This is a genomic window from Thermomonospora sp. CIF 1, from assembly GCF_001896795.1.
Classification (GTDB): domain Bacteria; phylum Actinomycetota; class Actinomycetes; order Streptosporangiales; family Streptosporangiaceae; genus Thermomonospora; species Thermomonospora curvata.
The window spans coordinates 416575-435585 of record NZ_MOYN02000023.1 but is presented as its reverse complement, the minus strand read 5'-3'; the positions used below and the strand labels follow the sequence as shown (position 1 = coordinate 435585).

General features: G+C 74.9%; 14 protein-coding genes. 9 read left to right on the top strand and 5 right to left on the bottom strand.

Annotated elements, in window-relative coordinates; all coding sequences use genetic code 11:
• Position 1 precedes the first annotated feature (1 nt).
• Positions 2 to 1072: a mannose-1-phosphate guanylyltransferase gene (gene manB, locus BUE48_RS20300; RefSeq protein WP_286990747.1), complete on the top strand. Its 1071-nt coding sequence runs from the start codon at positions 2 to 4 to the stop codon at positions 1070 to 1072.
• A 50-nt stretch (positions 1073 to 1122) separates the two neighbouring features.
• The gene (locus BUE48_RS20295) at positions 1123 to 2016 is read left to right on the top strand and encodes a DNA-3-methyladenine glycosylase family protein (protein ID WP_012854392.1); all 894 of its coding nucleotides are present in this window, start codon (positions 1123 to 1125) and stop codon (positions 2014 to 2016) included.
• A gap of 584 nt (positions 2017 to 2600) precedes the next feature.
• Here the strand turns inward: BUE48_RS20295 and BUE48_RS20290 are convergent.
• Positions 2601 to 2849: a hypothetical protein gene (locus tag BUE48_RS20290; RefSeq protein ID WP_012854390.1), complete on the bottom strand. Its 249-nt coding sequence runs from the start codon at positions 2847 to 2849 to the stop codon at positions 2601 to 2603.
• 230 nt (positions 2850 to 3079) lie between these two features.
• Here BUE48_RS20290 and BUE48_RS20285 point away from each other — a divergent pair, with 230 nt between their 5' ends.
• The 3 genes from BUE48_RS20285 (at position 3080) to BUE48_RS20275 (ending at position 8057) form a co-directional block, all read left to right on the top strand.
• Positions 3080 to 4075: a LysR family transcriptional regulator gene (locus tag BUE48_RS20285; RefSeq protein WP_012854389.1), complete on the top strand. Its 996-nt coding sequence runs from the start codon at positions 3080 to 3082 to the stop codon at positions 4073 to 4075.
• A gap of 60 nt (positions 4076 to 4135) precedes the next feature.
• Positions 4136 to 6715 (top strand): bifunctional FO biosynthesis protein CofGH, encoded by a 2580-nt coding sequence (locus tag BUE48_RS20280; RefSeq protein WP_012854388.1) that lies wholly within the window; start codon positions 4136 to 4138, stop codon positions 6713 to 6715.
• A gap of 274 nt (positions 6716 to 6989) precedes the next feature.
• Positions 6990 to 8057 carry a substrate-binding domain-containing protein gene (locus tag BUE48_RS20275; protein WP_012854387.1) on the top strand — a complete coding sequence of 356 codons (1068 nt, stop codon included), beginning with the start codon at positions 6990 to 6992 and terminating at the stop codon, positions 8055 to 8057.
• A 189-nt stretch (positions 8058 to 8246) separates the two neighbouring features.
• Here BUE48_RS20275 and BUE48_RS20270 read toward each other — a convergent pair whose 3' ends face one another.
• Together BUE48_RS20270 and cofD are read right to left on the bottom strand one after the other, a co-directional pair.
• Positions 8247 to 9542 (bottom strand): coenzyme F420-0:L-glutamate ligase, encoded by a 1296-nt coding sequence (locus BUE48_RS20270; RefSeq protein WP_286990746.1) that lies wholly within the window; start codon positions 9540 to 9542, stop codon positions 8247 to 8249.
• A complete protein-coding gene (cofD, locus tag BUE48_RS20265) occupies positions 9539 to 10483 on the bottom strand; it encodes a 2-phospho-L-lactate transferase (RefSeq protein ID WP_012854385.1) in 945 nt (314 codons plus the stop codon). The genes BUE48_RS20270 and cofD overlap by 4 nt, the downstream gene beginning before the upstream one ends.
• Positions 10484 to 10621: 138 nt before the next feature.
• Between cofD and BUE48_RS20260 the strand changes: the two genes are divergently transcribed.
• From BUE48_RS20260 to BUE48_RS20250, 3 genes are all read left to right on the top strand, one after another.
• On the top strand, positions 10622 to 11440 hold the full coding sequence (locus BUE48_RS20260) for a mechanosensitive ion channel family protein (RefSeq protein WP_012854384.1): 819 nt from the start codon (positions 10622 to 10624) through the stop codon (positions 11438 to 11440).
• Between the two features lie 180 nt (positions 11441 to 11620).
• On the top strand, positions 11621 to 11884 hold the full coding sequence (locus tag BUE48_RS20255) for a WhiB family transcriptional regulator (protein ID WP_012854383.1): 264 nt from the start codon (positions 11621 to 11623) through the stop codon (positions 11882 to 11884).
• 420 nt (positions 11885 to 12304) lie between these two features.
• On the top strand, positions 12305 to 15523 hold the full coding sequence (locus BUE48_RS20250) for a glycosyltransferase family 2 protein (RefSeq protein WP_286990745.1): 3219 nt from the start codon (positions 12305 to 12307) through the stop codon (positions 15521 to 15523).
• On the opposite strand, the gene BUE48_RS20245 is transcribed toward BUE48_RS20250, so the two are convergent.
• The gene (locus BUE48_RS20245; protein WP_286990744.1) at positions 15442 to 16146 is read right to left on the bottom strand and encodes a hypothetical protein; all 705 of its coding nucleotides are present in this window, start codon (positions 16144 to 16146) and stop codon (positions 15442 to 15444) included. The two genes, BUE48_RS20250 and BUE48_RS20245, sit on opposite strands and share 82 nt — an antisense overlap.
• Positions 16147 to 16698: 552 nt before the next feature.
• Between BUE48_RS20245 and BUE48_RS20240 the strand changes: the two genes are divergently transcribed.
• The gene (locus BUE48_RS20240; RefSeq protein ID WP_286990743.1) at positions 16699 to 18504 is read left to right on the top strand and encodes a DUF5719 family protein; all 1806 of its coding nucleotides are present in this window, start codon (positions 16699 to 16701) and stop codon (positions 18502 to 18504) included.
• A gap of 14 nt (positions 18505 to 18518) precedes the next feature.
• Here BUE48_RS20240 and BUE48_RS20235 read toward each other — a convergent pair whose 3' ends face one another.
• Positions 18519 to 18986: a metallopeptidase family protein gene (locus BUE48_RS20235; protein WP_012854378.1), complete on the bottom strand. Its 468-nt coding sequence runs from the start codon at positions 18984 to 18986 to the stop codon at positions 18519 to 18521.
• Positions 18987 to 19011: the final 25 nt, after the last annotated feature.

Here is a 19011-nt window from a genome sequence, read left to right as displayed (position 1 = left end):
TGTGGAGGCAATCCTTTTGGTGGGCGGACAGGGCACCCGGCTGCGACCGCTGACCTTGTCCACACCCAAGCCGCTGCTTCCCATGGCGGGCGTCCCGTTGCTGGAGCACCAGCTCACCCGGGCCCGGGAGGCCGGGGTGCGGCGCATCGTGTTCGCCACCTCCTACCGCGCCGAGATGTTCCACGAGGTGTTCGGGGACGGCTCCCGGCTGGGGTTGGAGATCGTGTACGTCACCGAGGAGGAGCCGCTGGGCACCGCGGGCGCCATCCGCAACGCCTCCGAGGCGCTGACCTGCGGGCCTTCGGATCCGGTGCTGGTGCTCAACGGCGACATCCTCTCCAGCCACGACCTGAACGCCCAGCTGGCCGCCCACCGCAAGGCCGACGCCGCGGTCACCCTTCACCTGACGCTGGTGGAGGACGCGCGCCGTTACGGGGCGGTGCCGACCGCTCCCAACGGCCGGGTGCTGGCCTTTGTGGAGAAGTCTCCCAACCCGCCGACCAATCAGGTCAACGCCGGCTGTTATGTCTTCCGCCGCTCGGTGATCGATGAGATCCCGCCCGACCGGGTGGTGTCGGCCGAGTACGAGTTCTTCCCCGCGCTGCTGGCCGACGGCGCGGTGATCATCGGCTATGTGGAGGCGGCCTACTGGCTGGATGTGGGCACCCCGGCGGCGTTCGTGCGCGGCGCCTGCGACCTGGTCAACGGGGCGATGACCTCGCCGGTGGTCTCCGGCGCCGAGCACGGGGTGCTGGTGCTGGACGGGGCGTTCATCGCCCCCAGCGCCCGGGTCGGCGGCGGCACCACGGTCGGCGAGGGCGTGCGCATCGGCGAGAAGGCCGAGGTGGAGTCGAGCGTGCTGTTCAGCGGGGCGGTGGTGGAGTCCGGCGCCCGCGTGGTGCGCTCGGTGATCGGCCGCGGCGCCCGGATCAGCTCCGGCGCGGTGCTGGTGGACGTGGTGATCGGGGACGGGGCCTCCATCGGGCCGGGCAACGAGCTGCTGAACGGGCTGCGGGTGTGGCCGGGCGTGGAGCTGCCGCCCATGGCCGTCCGCTTCTCCCACGACGCCTGATCCGGCGGCCGGGTCCGCACGGCGCCGCGTCGGCCTGGTTAGGTAGGGGCGTGATCCCCTGCCGCACCCGGATATGGCGTCCGCCCTGGCCGCTGGACGTGGCCGCCGCCTTGGAGCCGCACCGCCGGGGCCGCGGTGACCCGGCCTACCGGGTGACGCCGGACGGGGCGATCTGGCGTGCCTCGTTCACCCCCGACGGCCCCGGCACGCTGCGCGTTCTGGCGCGTCCCGCCCTGGGCGAGGTGGAGGCGCAGGCGTGGGGGCCGGGCGCCGGCCGGCTGCTGGAGGAGCTGCCGGACCTGCTGGGCGCCCGCGACGACCCGGACTCGCTGCGCCCGGTGCACCCGGTCGTCCGCAGGTGGCAGGCGCTGCGGCCGGGGCTGCGGATCGGGCGCAGCGGCCGGGTGTTCGAGGCGCTGGTGCCGGCCGTGCTGGAGCAGAAGGTGCCGCTGGCCGAGTCCAGACGCGCCTGGAGGTACCTGCTGCGGCGCTTCGGTGAGCCCGCCCCCGGCGCCCCGGACATGCGGGTGCCTCCACCGCCCGCCCGCTGGGCGCGCATCCCCTCCTGGGAGTGGCACCGGGCGGGCGTGGAGGCGGTCCGGGCGCGCACCATCGTGAACGCCGCCCGCGTGGCGTCCCGGCTGGAGGAGGACGCCTCCGAGCGGCGGCTGCGGTCGCTGCCGGGGATCGGGGCGTGGACGGCCGCCGAGATCCGGCAGCGGGCGGTGGGGGACGCCGACGCCGTCTCGGTGGGCGACTACCACCTGCCCGCCCTGGTGGGCTGGGCGCTGGCGGGCCGCCGGGTGGACGACGCCGGGATGCTGGAGCTGCTGGCGCCCTATGCGGGGCACCGCCACCGCGTCACCCGGCTGGTGAAGCTGTGCGGCACCCGTCCCCCGCGCCGGGGGCCCCGCATGCCGGTGCGGGACTACCGGGCCTTTTGATCCCGGGCTGAGGGCGGCTCGCGCCCCGGGGCGCGATGGCGCGGCCAGGAGCCGGACGCCCAGTCCCGGCCGTCACGGCTGTCGGCGCCCAGCAGCGGCCCGGCGACGGCCAGCGCGATGAGCAAGCCGAAAACGACGCACATGAGACCTTCCGCACTGTGAGATTCCGCGAGCCCTCGGGGCGTGGCCGGATACCGACGGGCTCGGGGAGGGGGGATGTGAGAGGAAAGCTCCCGCGCGGGGTCGCGACCGGGGCGGGATCGCCGCCCTGCCGCGCGTCTTCCACTCTGGTCGGCGCGATCGCCTGACGCTGGCGAGATTCGGACGTGTAAGGGCGGCGGATCCGGACCGGTCGCGCCTTGCACGCGGGACCGAGCTCGGCGCGGACCTTGGGCCGTGCGCCTTGGACTCCCGGCCGCCAGAGCCCGCCGGGGGCGGGCGAGCTGTCCCGGCCGCATCGTCCGGGCGGCTGCACGGAATCCACCGGGCGCGCGATGCCGGCTGCAAGGCCACCCGGCGGGGCGTCGCCGGAGGCGACTGAGCCCGGCCGGGTCGGTGCTTTCGGGACTTTGCCGACAGGCCTTTTAGGCCGCGCAGCGGGTCGTCTGGTCGACCTGAGCCGTCCGGCGGCCGTCCCCCATGACGGGGGGAACCGAGGTCCGTGCGTTCTTGCCGGGCCTTTCCACGCCGGATCGGCGGGGACGGTCGCGTCCGGGAACGCGGCGCCGCAGCCAGAAGTCGCCGGGCGTCCAGTCCAGGCCGTCGCGGGTGTCGGCGCCCAGCAGCGGCCCGGCGATGGCCAGCGCGAGGAGCAAGCCGAGAACGAGGTACATGGGGGCTTCCTTTGTGTGCAGGTCCGGTGAACCCCGCGGCCCCGGGAGCCGGCCCTGCGTCCGGGCCGGTCCGGGACACCGGAGGGGTTCGGAATGAGAAAGGTGAGCTCCCGCGCGGGTCGCGACGGGGGACGGGGTCGCCGCCCCGGGTCGCCGTCTCCAGTGTGACCGCCCCGATTGTTCAGGTCCAGCGACGATTTCTGTATGGAACATGTAAGAATCACTGAACGATGTTGGACCTGGGCCGGTTGCGGATCCTGCGCGAACTCAAGCTGCGCGGCACGGTCGGCGCGGTGGCGCAAGCCCTGGGCTACAGCCCCTCTGCGGTCTCCCAGCAGCTCGCCCAGCTGCAGCGGGAGGTGGGCGTCCCGCTGACCGAGCGGGCCGGGCGGCGGCTGCGGCTGACCGAGGCCGGCGAAGTGCTGGCCTCCCACGCCGAGGAGCTGCTGGCCCGCGCCCAGCAGGCCGAGGAGGAGACCGCCGCCGCCTCCGGCCGGGTGGTGGGCGTGGTGCGGGTGGTGGGGTACCAGACCGCGCTGATCAACCTGCTCGCCCCGGTGCTGCCCGGCCTGGCCGAGCGGCACCCGGAGCTGACCATCGAAGTGATCGACGAGGAGTTCACCCGGGTGCTGCAGGCGCTGGTGCTGCGCGAGGTGGACATCGTGATCACCGACGAGTACTCGGTGCTGCCCCGGCCCCGCCGCTCCGAGCTGTCGGCCGAACAGCTGATCATCGAGCCGATGCGGCTGGCGCTGCCGCGGGCCCACCCCGCGGCGGCGCACGGCGGCCCGGTGCGCCTGGCGGACCTGGCCGAAGAGCCCTGGGTGACCGGCCACCCCGGTACCAACTCCGCCGAACTGCTGGAACGCGCCTGCGTGGACCTGGCCGGGTACCGGCCGCGCATCCGGCACCGCACCAACGACATCCACGTGATGATGGCGATGGTGGGATGGGCCGGGGCGGTGTGCCTGTTCCCGGACGTCGGGCGGGCCGAGCGCTTCCCCGGCGTGGCGGTGCGCGACCTGGCCGACGCCGCGCTGCGCCGTTACATCGTGGTCTGGACGGTCGTGGGCGCCGAGGTGCGGCCGTCGGTGCGGGTCGTGCTGGAGGCCCTGCGCGCCTCCGCCGCCGACCTGGTCGCGCGTTTCCCGAGCTTGACCCTGGTACGTCCGGACGCACCGCCCGCCGCCGAGGACGGGAATAAAGACCGCCACGGGGTGCGCTGACCGGTATGCGGCAGGGGCCGGGTAGAAGCCGAATATGACGTTTGGCATAGAGTGCTGGCCATGGACTCTGCCAGCACGGTGACCGAGTCGGCACTACGACGGGCGCTGGCCCGCGCACGCGACGGCAAGGCCCTCGACCACTCCGAGGCGACCATTCTGCTGCACGCCCGCGGACCCCACCTGGACCGACTGCTGGAGTACGCCTCACGGACCCGGGATGCGGGCCTGCAAGCGGCGGGCCGCCCCGGCGTCATCACCTACAGCCGCAAGGTCTTCATCCCGCTCACCCGGCTGTGCCGGGACCGCTGCGGCTACTGCACCTTCGCGACCGTCCCCCACCGCCTGCCGGCCCCCTACCTCAGCCCCGATGAGGTGCTGGAGATCGCCCGGCAGGGCGCGGCGATGGGCTGCAAGGAGGCCCTGTTCACCCTCGGCGACCGCCCCGAGGACCGCTGGAAGCAGGCCCGCCGGTGGCTGGACGAGCACGGCTACGACGACACCCTCTCCTACGTGCGGGCCATGGCCATCCGCGTGCTGGAAGAGACCGGACTGCTGCCGCACCTCAACCCCGGCGTGCTGACCTGGCGGGACTTCCAGCGCCTCAAGCCCGTCGCCCCGTCCATGGGCATGATGCTGGAGACCACCGCGACCCGCCTGTTCACCGAGCGCGGCGGCCCTCACTACGGCTCCCCCGACAAGGACCCCGCCGTGCGGCTGCGGGTGCTGGAGGACGCCGGGCGCAGCAGCGTCCCCTTCACCACCGGCATCCTCATCGGCATCGGCGAGACCCCCGCCGAACGCGCCGACGCGATCTTCGCCATCCGCAAGACCATGCGGGAGTACGGGGCGATCCAGGAGGTGATCGTCCAGAACTTCCGCGCCAAGCCCGACACCAAGATGCGCGGCGTCCCCGACGCCGAACTGGAGGAACTGGCCGCCGCCATCGCGGTGACCCGCCTGGTGCTCGGCCCCAAGGCCCGCATCCAGGCCCCGCCCAACCTGGTGGACGACCAGTACGCGCTGATGCTGCGGGCCGGCATCGACGACTGGGGCGGCGTCTCCCCGCTCACCCCCGACCACGTCAACCCCGAACGGCCCTGGCCGCAGATCGAACAGCTGGCCGCCCGCACCGCCGAGCACGGCTTTGAGCTGCGGGAACGGCTGACCGTCTACCCCGAGTACATCAAGCGCGGCGAACCCTGGCTGGACCCGCGGGTGGCCGCGCACGTCGCCGCGCTGGCCGACCCGGTCACCGGGCTGGCCCGCCCGGACGCCGTCCCGCGGGGCCTGCCCTGGCAGGAGCCGGACGGCGGGTTCCCGCAGGCGGCCGGCCGCACCGAGCTGCACGTGGAGATCGACACCACCGGCCGCTCCAGCGACCGCCGCGGCGACTTCGATGAGATCTACGGCGACTGGCGGGCCATCGGCGAGCGGGTGCGGGCGCCGCAGCGCTTCGACGCCGACGTCAAGGCCGCCCTCGCCGCCGCCGAGCGCGACCCGGCCGGCATCACCGACGAGCAGGCCCTGGCCCTGCTGCACGCCGACGGCCCCGAACTGGAGGCCCTGGCCCGCCTCGCCGACGACCTGCGCAAGGACGCCGTCGGCGACGAGGTCACCTACATCGTCACCCGCAACATCAACTTCACCAACGTCTGCTACACCGGCTGCCGGTTCTGCGCCTTCGCCCAGCGCCGCACCGACGCCGACGCCTACACGCTGTCGCTGGAGCAGGTCGGGCAGCGGGTCGAACAGGCCTGGCAGGCCGGCGCCACCGAGATCTGCATGCAGGGCGGCATCCACCCCGACCTGCCCGGCACCGCCTACTTCGACCTGGCCCGCGAGGTCAAGCGCCGCGCCCCCGGCATCCACCTGCACGCCTACAGCCCCATGGAGGTCGTCAACGGCGCCTCCCGCGCCGACATGTCCATCCGGGACTGGCTGCAGGCCGCCAAGGAGGCCGGGGTGGACTCGCTGCCCGGCACCGCCGCCGAGATCCTCGACGACGATGTGCGCTGGGTGCTCACCAAGGGCAAACTGCCCACCTCGGCCTGGGTGGAGGTGGTCACCACCGCCCACGAGCTGGGCATCCCCACCACGTCCACGATGATGTACGGGCATGTGGACACCCCCGCCCACTGGGTGGCGCACATCCGGCTGATCCGCTCCATCCAGGAGCGCACCGGCGGCTTCACCGAGTTCGTGCTGCTGCCGTTCGTGCACCACAACACCCCGATCTACCTGGCCGGGCTGGCCCGCCCCGGGCCGACCGCCCGGGAGAACCGGGCGGTGCACGCCCTGGCCCGCATCCTGCTGCACGGCGCGATCGACAACATCCAGTGCTCGTGGGTGAAGCTCGGCGACGACCTGTGCGCCCAGATCCTCCAGGGCGGGGCCAACGACCTGGGCGGCACCCTGATGGAGGAGACCATCAGCCGCATGGCCGGCTCCGACCACGGCTCGTTCAAGACGATCTCCTCCCTGGAGCAGATCGCCGCCCGCGCCGGCCGCCCCGCCGTCCAGCGCACCACCCTGTACGAGCGGCCGCCCGCCGAACGCATCGAGGCCGCCCGCCGCACCGACGGCGTCGGCCACTTCGCCCTCGCCGCCAAGGGCCGCATCGACCTGCCGCTCGTCACCTGACCGGCACGGCCGCCCCGGACGGCCGCCACGGCCCGTGGCGGCCGTCCGGCTCCCGCCAGAGGACCGGCGTTTCCACAAAAGGCCGGGTGGTCTTCGCACCGAGGCGGGCGTCTGGTTTCCTTGGGGCGGTCCTTTCGATGGTCGGGCCGGACGGCTCCCGCCGCGTCGCGGCCGTCCGGCCTTCCGGCCAGGGGGCCGTGGTCCCGCAGCGCCCGGCCGGGGCGGGGCTCGTCCCGGCGGCGGTCCACTGCGGTCGGCTGACCGGAGGAAGCAGGTGCGTTCGGACGAAGTACCCCCCGCCGTATCCCCCGCGGCGTCCCCGTCGCCGAAGGCGGCGCCGTGGCGGCGGCCGCGGGCGCTCGCGGCGCTCATCGCCGTGCTGCTGGCCGTCATCGGCGGCGGCGCCTGGGCGTACGTGACGCTGACCGAGCCCTGCCCGGGGCCGCCGCTGCCGGTCACGGTGGCCGCCCAGCCGGAGATCGCCCCGGCGCTGCGCGACATCGCCGACCGGTTCGGCACCCAGCACCACCGGGTGGCCGACCGGTGCGTGGAGGTGCAGATCGTCGCCGAGGGGTCGGCCAAGGTCGCCGCCGACCTGGCCGCCGGCCGGGCCAGCGCCGACGGGTGGGTGCCGGAGTCGGCGATCTGGTTCACCGTCGCCCGCCGGGCCGGGGCCGCAGAGTCGCTGCTGCCGCAGGTGCCCACCGCGCTGGCCGGTTCCCCGGTGGTGCTGGCCACCACCCGTCCGGCCGGCCGGGAACTGCAGGCCGCCGGGGTGAGGCCGAGCTGGCGGCTGCTGCGCTCGCCCCTCGCCGGGGGCATGACCCTGGCCCGCCGCATGCTGGACCCGTCCGCCAACACCAGCGGCACCTTCGCCATGATCGCCCTGGAGCAGGTCGCCGGTGCCCGCGGCGAATTCCTGGACGAGCTGAAACGCACCGCCCCTAAGGACATGGAGGCGATGCTGGAGGAGCTGACCTCCCTGGAACGCTTCGACCGTCCCCTGGTGGTCACCACCGAGCAGGCCGTGGTCGCCTACAACGAAACGCACCGGCCCAACCCCGCGGTCGTCCTCACCCCGCGGGAGGGCACGCTGATGGTGGACTACCCGATGGCCGTCATCGCCCAGGAGCCGCAGCGGCGCGAGGCCGTCGAGGCGTTCGCCTCCGCGCTGCGCTCCCGCGCCACCCGCGACACCCTGCAGCGTTACGGCTTCCGCGCCCCGGACGGCACCATCAACGGCGGCTACGCCCGCCGCCACGGCCTGGACCCCGACCCGCCCAGGCCGCTGAGGCTCCCCACCCAGCGCCAGATCGACCGCGCACTCCGCTCCTGGAAGTGACCGGCTCCGTGCCGGACGCCACGGACCTGCGCTCACGCCACGGCCGTCCGAGGCGCCTCGCAGCGGCGTTCACCGCGCCGTGGCGTCCAAGACCGGCACCCGGCCGAGAACCGGCGAGCGAGGGGCCGGGACGCGCGGACCGGCGCTTCGCCCTCCTCGGCGTGCCGGTCCGCGCGGCCCGCGCCCCGCTCAGCGGACCTCGATGAAGGCGTCCGGGGACCGCGGCGGGCGCTCCCGGGGCGGCGCGGCGGCACGGCCGACGCCCACCGCGCCCATCGGGTCCCAGCTCTGCGGCAGGTCCAGCACGCGGCGCACCACGTCCCGGCAGAACATCGTGCTGGACACCCAGCACGAGCCCAGCCCTTCCACGGCCAGCGCCACCAGCAGGTTCTGCACGCCCGCGCCCATCGACACCAAGAACATCTCCCGCTCGGCCGTCGAACGGCGCGGATCGGGGTAGCTGTGCGCCCCGTCCATCACCAGGCACGGCACGATCAGGTAGGGCGCGCGGCGCAGCACATCCCCGCGCCGCAGCCGCTTGGCGATCGACTCCTCGCCGAGACCGTCCCCGCGCAGGTCGGCCTCCCACGCCTCGCGCATCGCATCCAGCAGCCGGGCCTGGGTCTCGGCCGACTCCAGCAGCACGAACCGCCACGGCGTGGTGTGGTGCGGGGCGGGCGCGGTGATCGCCGCCGCCACCGCCCGCCGCACCGCCGCCGCATCCACCGGCTCGTCGGTGAACTCCCGCACGGTGCGGCGGGCGTGCAGCACCTGCGCCGACCCGTAGCGGAACATGTCCTCGGCGGCCGGGCGGATCAGGGCGCGCGCCCCGGGCCCGTCCTCGTCGGTGACCAGGTGGCCCAGCCCGCGCACCACCGCCACCGGCACCCCCGCCAGCTTGCCCTTGACCAGCTCGGCGGCCGAGGCGATCTCGTCGGCCACCGCGGTCACGGTGGACTCCAGCCGGTTGCCGTGCGGGTCGGTGCGGCCCCGCAGGTCCTGCAGCACCTGCAGCCCGGCCGCCCCGATCGCCGCGTCCGTCAAACCCATCCGCCAGGCCCGGCCCATGGTGTCGGTGACCAGCACCGCCACGCGCGCCCCGGTCAGCTCGCGCAGCCGGGCGCGGATGCGGCGGGCCGAGGCGTCGGGGTCCTCCGGCAGCAGCAGCACGGTGCCGGGCGGGGTATTGGAGGCGTCCACCCCGGCGGCGGCCAGCACCAGCCCGTGCCGGGTCTCCACGATGCGGGTCTCCCCGCCCGGGTGGGCGCGCCGCGCCACCACCCGCACGGTCTCGGCGTCGATCGCCTTCTCCCGGTCGGCGGCGGCCAGGATGCGCCCCTCCGCCTTGCTGACGATCTTGGACGTGACCACCAGCACGTCCCCGTCGGCCGGGGAGCAGGCCCCGGCGATCAGCGCGGCCAGGTCGTCTCCTTGGCGCACCTCCGGCAGCCCGGGCACGCCGAAGATCTCGATGGAGCCGTTCACCGCAGCTCCTCGGCCAGGCGCAGGGCCGCGCGGGCGATGTCGGCGCTGGCCTCCAGGTCGGTCATCAGCAGGGGACGGGCCCGCACCGCGATGCCCTCGATGCCCTGCTCGGCCACCTCGGCGTCGGCCTCGTCCACCAGCCAGCCGTCCAGCAGGTCCGGGCCGTAGTGCTCGGCGACCGCGCGGGCGCTGGTCTCCACCCCGATGGCGCGCAGGCAGGCGTCGGCCATGCCCCGCACCGGCGCCCCGCCGATGATCGGGGAGACCCCCACCACCGTCTTGGCCGCCACCGCCTCGCGGATGCCCGGCACCCCCAGGATGGTGCCCACGCTGACCACCGGGTTGGACGGCGGCAGCAGCACCACGTCGGCCTGCTCGATGGACTCCAGCACCCCCGGGGCGGGCTTGGCGTCCTCGATGCCGATCGCCACGATCGCCTCGGCCGGCACCGAGGCCCGCAGCCGCACCCACCACTCCTGGAAGTGGATCGCCCGCCGGCCCTGCCCGTCGGTGATCACCACGTGGGTCTCCACGCGGTCGTCGGTCATCGGGATCAGCCGCACCCCCGGCCGCCAGCGGTGGCACAGCGCCTCGGTGACCGCCGACAGCGGGTACCCCGCCGACAGCATCTGGGTGCGCACGATGTGGGTGGCGAAGTCCCGGTCGCCCAGGTTGAACCAGGTCGGCTCCACCTCATAGGCGGCCAGTTCCTCTTTGACGTGGAAGGTCTCCCCGGCCCGGCCCCAGCCCTGCTCCTCGTTGATTCCACCGCCGAGGGTGTACATCACCGTGTCCAAATCGGGGCATACCTTCAGACCGAACAGGAATATGTCGTCCCCGGTGTTGCCGATGACGGTGATCTCGGCGTCGGGCGCGGCCCGCTTGAGTCCGCGCAGGAAGCGAGCCCCGCCGATGCCGCCCGCCAGCACCACGATCCTCATGGCCGCCAGCCTATGGGGAGCCCCAGGTGGCGCGTCGGGCGCGGTCCGCCTCGGCTCCGGCTCCGGACAGCGGGACGCATGGTGTGCAAAGCTTTGCGGACCGACACGGACGCTATCTGAACCGATCTGGAGAATGTCGTGAACAAGGAAGCGATCCAGCGTCTGCGCGAACCGGCCGCCTGGGTGCTGACCATCGCGGCCGGCCTGCACGTGCTGGCAGGCCTGGTCATGCTCCTGGCGGGCAGGTATCTAGGCGGCGGGACGTTCACCCTCCGGGCGATGACCGAGACCCTCCAGCTGGGGCTGATCACCGGCGTCGCGGTGACCGTGATCCTGGTCGTGGCGGTGCTGCTGGCCACCTGGGAGCCGGCCGCCAAGCAGGCCCGCACCATCGTCCTGGCGGCGCTGGGCGTCTTCGGGGTCGCGCTGGCCTTCGGCGTGATCTCCTGGCTGGCCGGGCTGGTCGCCGACACCGGCGGCGTGGAGGGCGCCGCCGTCGCCAAGTTCTCGATCTTCCTCTACGGGGCGGCCAAGCTGGCCGTCATGGGCGTCGGTGCCTGGTTCGTCTTCACCGTCTTCCAGGGCATGAAGCCCGCCGCCCCCGCCCCGCAGGTGCAGCAGGGCTACCCCGACTACGGCTACCAGCAGGGCGGCTACCCGCAGCCCCCGCAGGCCGGCTACCAGCAGCCCCAGCAGGGCAATTACGTCCACTCGCAGTACCAGCAGCCCCAGCAGGGCTACCCGCAGCCCCCGCAGGCCGGCTACCAGCAGCCCCAGCAGGGCCCCTACCAGCAGCCCCAGCAGGGCGGCCAGTCGCTGGAGGAGGAGAGCGCCGGCGAGTGGACCCGCGCCTACGGCGGCGGCCAGCAGCAGTCCGCTCCGGGTTATGGGCAGCAGGAGCAGCAGGGGCCGGAAAACGGCGGTGAGTGGTACCGCGATAGCCGTCCTCAGCAGTAATAACCCCGCCGGCGCAGATCGCTTCGCGCCGAAACAACCGCTATGCCCCCGCCGCAGGTCGTTCCGCTTGACGGAGCAGGCGCTACACGCGTGTAATTTCAGTGGTGTAGTTCTTCTTCTCGGGGGGACCAGGGCTCGAGGGAAGGCATGATCGGGGGCTCCACGGGCTAGGAGGTGCGCGTGAGCGAGGTCGTGATCCCGCTGGCGCACGGCACATTCGGTGAAGAGTTGAGCTGGCAGGAGCGCGCCTTGTGCGCGCAGACGGATCCGGAGGCTTTCTTTCCGGAGAAGGGCGGCTCAACCCGCGAGGCCAAGAAAGTGTGCCGAGCTTGCGAGGTACGGGCCGAGTGTCTGGAGTACGCGCTACAGCACGACGAACGTTTCGGTATCTGGGGCGGTCTGTCGGAACGGGAACGCCGCAAGCTCAAGCGCCAGGCGGTCTGACCTGGCACCTGGCCGGGTCGGCCGTCTGATACGGCCCGGGTCGCTCAACCACCGGCCGGCTTCGCCGGTCGGCAGCGCAGGCGGCTCGGGCCGTTGAGCTTTATAAGGGGGCCGACCCGCCCCACCGGCGCCGGTGATCTGCACGGGCCGATTCCGCACGGAAAACCGGTGTGAACGGACTGCGGGCCGCAGGCGGGGGAGTGGCGCAAGACCCATCCCCGGTCCCGGTTTCGGGGGGATGTCCGGCGCGAGACGTACACCTGAGCGTATGGTGATTGCGCCGTGTCCGTCCGGCGGCCGTCCGCAGCAGGCGGCCGGGACGGGCCGCCCGGCACGCCCCGCCCGCGCGGCGGACGGCCGGTCCGTCCCCCGGCGGGCGGGGGACGGGAGGAACAACCGTCGACTCAGATCGAGGGACCCTTGCCGCCCACTCTCGATCGCCACGTCGTCACGGCCGTCCTGGTCGCCCACCAAGGGGGGCGCTGGCTGCCGGAGACGCTCAAGGCGCTGCTGACCCAGAGCAGGCCGGTGCAACGCCTGGTCGCCGTGGACACCGGCAGCACCGACCGTGGCCCCGCCGTGCTCACCGAGGTCGTCGGCGACGGCAACCTGCTGCGGCTGCCGCCCGAGACCGGCTACGGCGAGGCGGTCGCCCGGGCGCTGCGGCACCGCGCCGCCGCGCTGCCGGTTCCCGACGAACACCCCGGCGAGCCCCGCACCGAGTGGATCTGGCTGCTGCACGACGACTCGGCACCGGCCGCCGACGCCCTGGCAGTGCTGCTGGAGGCCGCCGACGCCGACCCCAACGCCGCCGTGCTGGGACCCAAGCTGCGCGACTGGCACGACCGGCGGCTGCTGCTGGAAGTCGGCGTGACCATCGACGGGGCGGGACGCCGCGAGACCGGCGTGGAGCGCAGGGAGTTCGACCAGGGCCAGCACGACGGCGTCCGCACGGTGCTGGCGGTCAGCACCGCCGGGATGCTGGTGCGCCGCGACGTGTGGGAGCGGGTGGGCGGGCTCGACCCCGACTTCGGGCTCTTCCGCGACGATGTCGACTTCGGCTGGCGGGTGCACGCCGCCGGGTACCGCGTGGTGGTGGTCAGCAACGCGGTCGTCTACCACGCCGAGGCCTCCGCCCGGGGACTGCGCGACATCGGCGTCCCGATCGGCTCCCCGCGCCGCCGCGACCGCCGCAACGCGCTGCACGTCCTGCTGGCCAACCTGCCCGCCGGGCCGGCGGCGCGGGCGCTGGTCCGCAACCTGGCGGGCACCGTGCTGCGCGTGCTGTACCTGCTGGCGGCCAAACGGCAGGAGGCGGCGCGCGATGAGCTGGCCGCGCTGTGGGACGTGCTGGGCGCCCCCGGCAGGCTCCGCCGGGCCAGGGCGGCGCGGGCCGAGGGGAGCCGGCGCGTCTACCACACCGTCCGGCGCTTCCTGCCGCGCGGCGTCGCGCTGCGCCGGTTCATCGACAGTCTCGCCGCCTGGCTGTACCGCGAGGGCCGCCACCGCGGCGAGCAGGAGGACCTCCCCGAGCGTCCCGGCCGGCTGCGGCGCGTGCTCAGCCGCCCCGCCGCCGTCCTGACGCTGCTGCTGGGCGTCCTCGCGGTGGCCGCCGAGCGGACGCTGCTGCTGGCCGGCGACCGGCTGGGGGGCGGTGCGCTGGCGCCCGCCCCGGGCGGGGCGAGCGACCTGTGGGAGCGGTACGCCGCCAACTGGCACCCGGTCGGCCTGGGCTCGGCCGAGCAGGCGCCGCCGTCGCTGGGGGCGCTGGCCGCGCTGTCCACCGTGACCTTGGGCAAACCCTGGCTGGCGGTGTCGATCCTGCTGCTGGGCGCCGTCCCGCTGGCCGGGCTCACCGCCTATGCCGCCGCCCGCGCGCTGGTGGTCGAGCCCCCGCCGCCGAAGACCGGGCGCCGGGCGCTGCGCCGCGGCGACGGGCGCCGCGTTCCCCTGGCCGCCGTGCGCGTCTGGATCGCGGCGACGTACGCGCTGCTGCCGGTGGCCACCGGCGCCGTCTCCACCGGACGGCTCGGCACCGCCGTGGTGCTGGTGCTGCTGCCGCTGATCGTCTGGCAGACGGCCCGGATGTACGGGCTGCCCCGCAGCAGCCGGCTGCCGCGCAAGCAGCGGCGCCGGGCCGCCTGGGCGGTGGCGCTGCTGCTGGCGGTGGCGATGGCGTTCGTGCCGCTGACCTGGCCGCTGGCGGTGGTGAGCGGCCTGGTCGTGCGGGCCGCCTTCGGCGTGCGGGGCGGCCGGCGGATCGACCGCGGGCTGCTGATCGCGCTGGGGGTCCCGCCGCTGCTGCTGTTGCCGTGGACGCTGACGCTGCTGCGGCACCCCTCGCGTTTCCTGCTGGAGACGGGACTGCACCCGGGCACCGATCCGGCGCCCGGCGCGTTGTCGCTGCTGACCTTCAACCCGGGCGGGCCGGGCACCCCGCCGTGGTGGGCGCTGTGCGGGCTGCTGCTGCCGGCGGCGGTGGCGCTGCTGCTGCGCAGCGGCCGCACCGTGGTGCTGACCGGCTGGACGCTCACCCTGTTCGGGCTGCTGGTCGCCGTCGGCGTCAGCGCCGTCACGGTGACCAAGGGGGCCGAGCGGGCGGCCGCCTGGCCCGGGGCGGCGCTGCTGCTGGGGGCGGCCGGGGCGCTGGTGGCCGCGGTCGCCGCCGTGCTGCGCGCCGCCGTGGCACTGACCGCCAGGGACCTGATCAGCCGGATCGGCGGCGGGCTGGTGATGGCGGCCGCGCTGAGCGCGCCCGCGCTGGCCGGGGTGCTGTGGGTGGCCGGCGGCGCCCGCGGGCCGCTGCAGGAGGTGTCGGATGAGACCGTCCCCGGTTTCATCGACGGTCCCACCGCGCCCCGCACCCTCGTGCTGAGCCGGGACGGGACGGGCCGGGTCGGCTACACCGTGCTGCGGGGCGCCGAGCCCGGGCTGGGCGACGCCGAGACCCCGGCGGACCCGGCCGCCCGGCGGCGGATGGACGCCCTGGTCGCCGCCCTGGCCGCCGGGCACGGCGACGGCGCCGCCCTCACCCGGATGGGCGTGCAGTACATCCTGGTGCCCCGCCCCGCCCAGGACCCGACCGCGGCCGTGCTGGACGCCTCCTCCGGTCTGACCCGCCTCAGCCGCACCGACGAGTTCGGCATCTGGCGGCTGCTGTCCCCCTCCGGCCGGCTGCTGCTCATCGAGGGCGGGCGCATCACCCCGCTGCCCGCCGGCCGGGTCGAGGCCGCGGTGCGCATCCCGCCGGGCGGCGGCTCCCGCACCCTGCTGCTGGCCGAACCCGCCGACGGGAAGTGGCGGGCCACGCTGGACGGCGCCCGGCTGCCCGGCCGCCGCGTCGACGGCTGGGCGCTGGCCTATGACATCCCGCCGTCCGGCGGACGCTTCGAACTGCGCCGGGACATGCGGCTGCGGCACGTCTGGGTGACCGTTCAGGGCGGCGCCGTCCTGGTCGTCGCGGCCTTGGCCCTGCCCGGCGCCCGGGCCTCCGCCTTCCCGGCACCGGGCCGCGCCCGCCGCCGGGGCCGCCGCGCCCGCCGCGGCCGCAACGCCCGTCAGGCCCGTCCCGACGCGACCCCCGCCCCGCCCTCTGCTCGCGAACCCGAGCCGCCGGTCACCGCCGGAGAACCTTCATGACCGACCACCCCGACACCCCGGACCTTCCCCGCCCGGACGACCCTCCCGGCACCGAGCCCGCCCCTGGTCACGGGCTCGGCCTTCGTGACGAGCCGGAACCGCACGAGGAGACCGGCTCTCCCGGCGAGGCCGGTTCCCATGGAGGGCTCAGCCCCCGTGGGGAGACGGATTCCCGGGACGGGGACGGCTCTCACGACGAGCCCGGTCCTGGAGGTGGACTCGGCTCTCACGAAGAGCCGGGCCCCCGCCACGAAGCCGGCTCTCAAGACGGGCTCGATCCTCACGACGACCCCGTCCCTCACAAGGAACTCGATTCCTCTGACGGAATCGGCCCCGGCTCTCATGACGAGCCCGGTTTCCACGGCGGGCTCGGCTCGTCGGATGAACCAGGCCTTCTTGAGGGATCCGGTTCCGGCGGCGGACTCGGCTCCCGTGAGGGGGACGGTTCCGGTGACGCCCGCGATGTTCGCGGTGAGCCCGGTCTGAGCGGCGGGACCGGCTCTCATGACGAGCCCGATGCCGGTGAAGAACCGGCTTCCCATGACGGGGCCGGTTCTCGCGACGGCCGCGGCTTCGGTGGTGAGTTCGGCTCGCGCAGTGAGCCCGGCGGGCCCGTCGCCCACGATGAGCCCGGTTCACGTGGTGAGGCCGCCTCTTCCCCCGGAGGGCTCGGCTCCGGTGATGGGCACGGCTTCCATGACGGGTCCGGTCTTGGCGGTGAGCCCGGTGCCCTGCCCGCCCCTCAGGACGGGGCGGCCCTTCACGAAGGGCTCGGCCCTCACGAAGAACCAGGCGGCGGCCAAGGAGCGGGCCTTCGCGAGAGGACCGGTCCCGCAGGCGGCTCCGGTCTTCGCGACGTGGCCGGGCTCCGCGGCATGGCCCCGCCGCGCGATGAGGAGGGCTCTTCCGAAGCGACCCCTCTCCACAAAGGGACGGTGCCGCACGCCCCGGCCTGGCCCCCGGGCGGTGCCGGCCTTCTCGGCGAGGCCGGCTCGCGTGATCTGACCGGGCCCGGTGAACCGTCCGGCGGCCGGGAAGCGCTCACCTCCTTCGGCCTTGCCCGGTCTTTCGGGACGGCCGCGCCCTCCGAGACGACGGGACCTTCTGCCGCGGTCGGCTCCGGCGGCGGGGCCACGGGCCTTGGCCGGTCTTTCGACGCGGCAGGGTTCCATGACGTGCTCGGGTCCTACGGCAAGGTCGGATCCGAACCCCCCGCGGCCCGTGGTGTGATCGGCTCTCCCAGCGAGGCCGGGCCCGATGCGGCGGCCAAGGCCCGGGACGCGTCCGAGCCCGGAGGGCTTCCCGGCCACGGGGATGCGGCCGAAGGCCGGGCCGGCGCCGCGTCCCCGCAGACGCAAGAACACGGCGGCGCGGCGGAGGCCCCCGGCGCGGACACGGGCCGGCAGGACCGGCCCAAGGAAGCCCCGGACGGCAAGACCGGCGACCGGGCGGACAGCGGCGGAACCCATCGGACCGGCCGCCGGGAGCCGGTGTGGCGGCTGCTGTGGGAGCAGGCCGAAAAGTGGGAGCAGCGCCTGGTGGCCCTGGCCGTCCAGGTGCTGCGGTACCGGTACGCCACGGCGGCGCTTTTGCTGGTGGCGGTGGCGGCCCTGTACGGGGCGGCGGCGCTGTCACGGCCGTCCGGCGGCCAGGCGGCGGCCGGGGCGCCCCGCAGGGTCCCGGTCACCAGCGCCATGCTGGCCTGCCCCGCGCCCACCGACGGCACGGTCAGCGTCCTCACCCCGCCGGGCGGGTCCGGCGGAACGGGGCGGGCCGAGGTGTCCTCCCTCAAGGACGGCAAGGCCGTCGCGTCCATCACCGGCACGGGGACGCCCTGGAGCAAGGACGTCGCGGACGGAGCCGGCGCGTATGTGATCAAGGCGCGGGGCGCCCTGGCCGGAGGGCTGCAGGCCGAGCACACCAGCCACCGCGGCAGCGGCGCCGACCGCGGGCTGGCCGCGGTCCGCTGCGGCGAACCCGGCACCGACCTGTGGTTCGTCGGCCCCGGTCCGCTGGCCGCCGACCGGCTGGAGCTGCATCTGACCAACCTCGACGCCCAGACCGCCGTGGTGGACCTGACGGCGCTGTCGGGGGAGGGGCCGCTGGACACCCTGGACGGGCGCGGCCTGCCGATCGACCCCGGCTCCACCAGGGTCGTCCGGATCGGGGACGGCCCCGAAGGGCTCGGCGAGATCGTGCAGACGGCGCAGGTGCTGGCCCTGCGGGTGCAGGCCACCACCGGGCGGGTGGCCGCCGCGCTGCGGGTGCGGGCGGACGACGGCGGGGGCGTGGACTGGCTGCCGGCGGCCGGCGCCCCGGCCACGTCGCTGACGGTGCCCGGCATCCCCGAGGGCGGCGGCGAACGCAGGCTGCTGCTGGCCGTTCCCGGCCAGGACAACGCCCGCGTCCGCATCCAGGTGCTCACCTCCAGCGGCGCGTTCGCCCCCGAAGGGCGCGACACCGTGGACCTTCCCGCCCGCACGGTCACCTCCGTGACGTTGGAGCGCGCCCTGTCGGGCAAGGCCGCGGCGGTGCGGCTGACCTCCGACAAGCCGGTGGTGGCCGGACTGGCCGTCGCGCGCGGCGACGACGTCGGCTACGGCACGGCCACGGCGCCGCTGGGCGCCGCCGGCGGGGTCGTCGCCGACAACCGGTTCGAGTCCGTGCTGCTGCTCACCGCACCGGAACGGGAGGCGACGGTGACGGTCACCACGGTGGACGGCCGAGGCCGGGCCGGAACCCCGCGGCAGGTGCGGATCCCCGCGGGCCGCACCGCCCAGGTGGAGCCGCCCGCCCCCGCCGGGGAGAAGGGCTTCGGCGTGCTGATCGTCCCGCAGCCGGGCTCCGGCCCGGTGCACGCCGCCCGGGTGCTGCAGACCGGCCGGGACGGCGGGCTGTTCACGGTGCTGCCGGTGGTGCCGGCCGTCACCACGCTGCTGCTGCCGCCGGTGCTCGACTCCCAGCGGGTCCTGATCCCCTGAGCGCGCGGGGCGGCTCAGTCGTCGGGGGAGTCGTAGCTGGGGTCCACCGACTCCGGGGACAGCCCCAGCAGGTCGGCGACCTCCTCCACCAGCACGTCGCGGATCAGGCGGGCCAGCTCGCGCTCGTCGATGCCGCGGCCGCCCGCGCCGCCCATCCCGGCCCGCGCCTCGATCGGCCGCCGGAACACCACGATGCGCAGCGGATGCCTGCCGTCGGAGGGGCGGGTCAGGCTGAGCGGCACCGGCTCGTCGAAGCCGAGCACATCGCCCCGGGGCCCCACCTTGGGGACCTCCTCGACCACGAACTCCACCCCGGCCAGCTCGCGGCCCCAGCGCCGGCCGAGCCGGTTCACCTCATCGCGCACCAGCCCGTCGAACCGCTCCGCCCGGGTCAGGGCGAAGGGGGCCTCGGGCGGCAGCAGCGGGCCGCGCACGCCGCGGCCACGCCGGTCACGGCGCCGGATCCTTTGACCGGAGGCCATCGCGCTCACCGATCACCGGGTCCTG

Excerpts from the sequence above, each read along its gene's own strand:
- BUE48_RS20290 (WP_012854390.1), bottom strand. The coding sequence starts at position 2,849 with ATGTACCTCGTTCTCGGCTTGCTCCTCGCGCTGGCCATCGCCGGGCCG.
- cofD (WP_012854385.1), bottom strand. The coding sequence starts at position 10,483 with ATGAGGATCGTGGTGCTGGCGGGCGGCATCGGCGGGGCTCGCTTCCTG.
- BUE48_RS20280 (WP_012854388.1), top strand. The coding sequence starts at position 4,136 with ATGGACTCTGCCAGCACGGTGACCGAGTCGGCACTACGACGGGCGCTG.
- BUE48_RS20285 (WP_012854389.1), top strand. The coding sequence starts at position 3,080 with ATGTTGGACCTGGGCCGGTTGCGGATCCTGCGCGAACTCAAGCTGCGC.
- BUE48_RS20235 (WP_012854378.1), bottom strand. The coding sequence starts at position 18,986 with ATGGCCTCCGGTCAAAGGATCCGGCGCCGTGACCGGCGTGGCCGCGGC.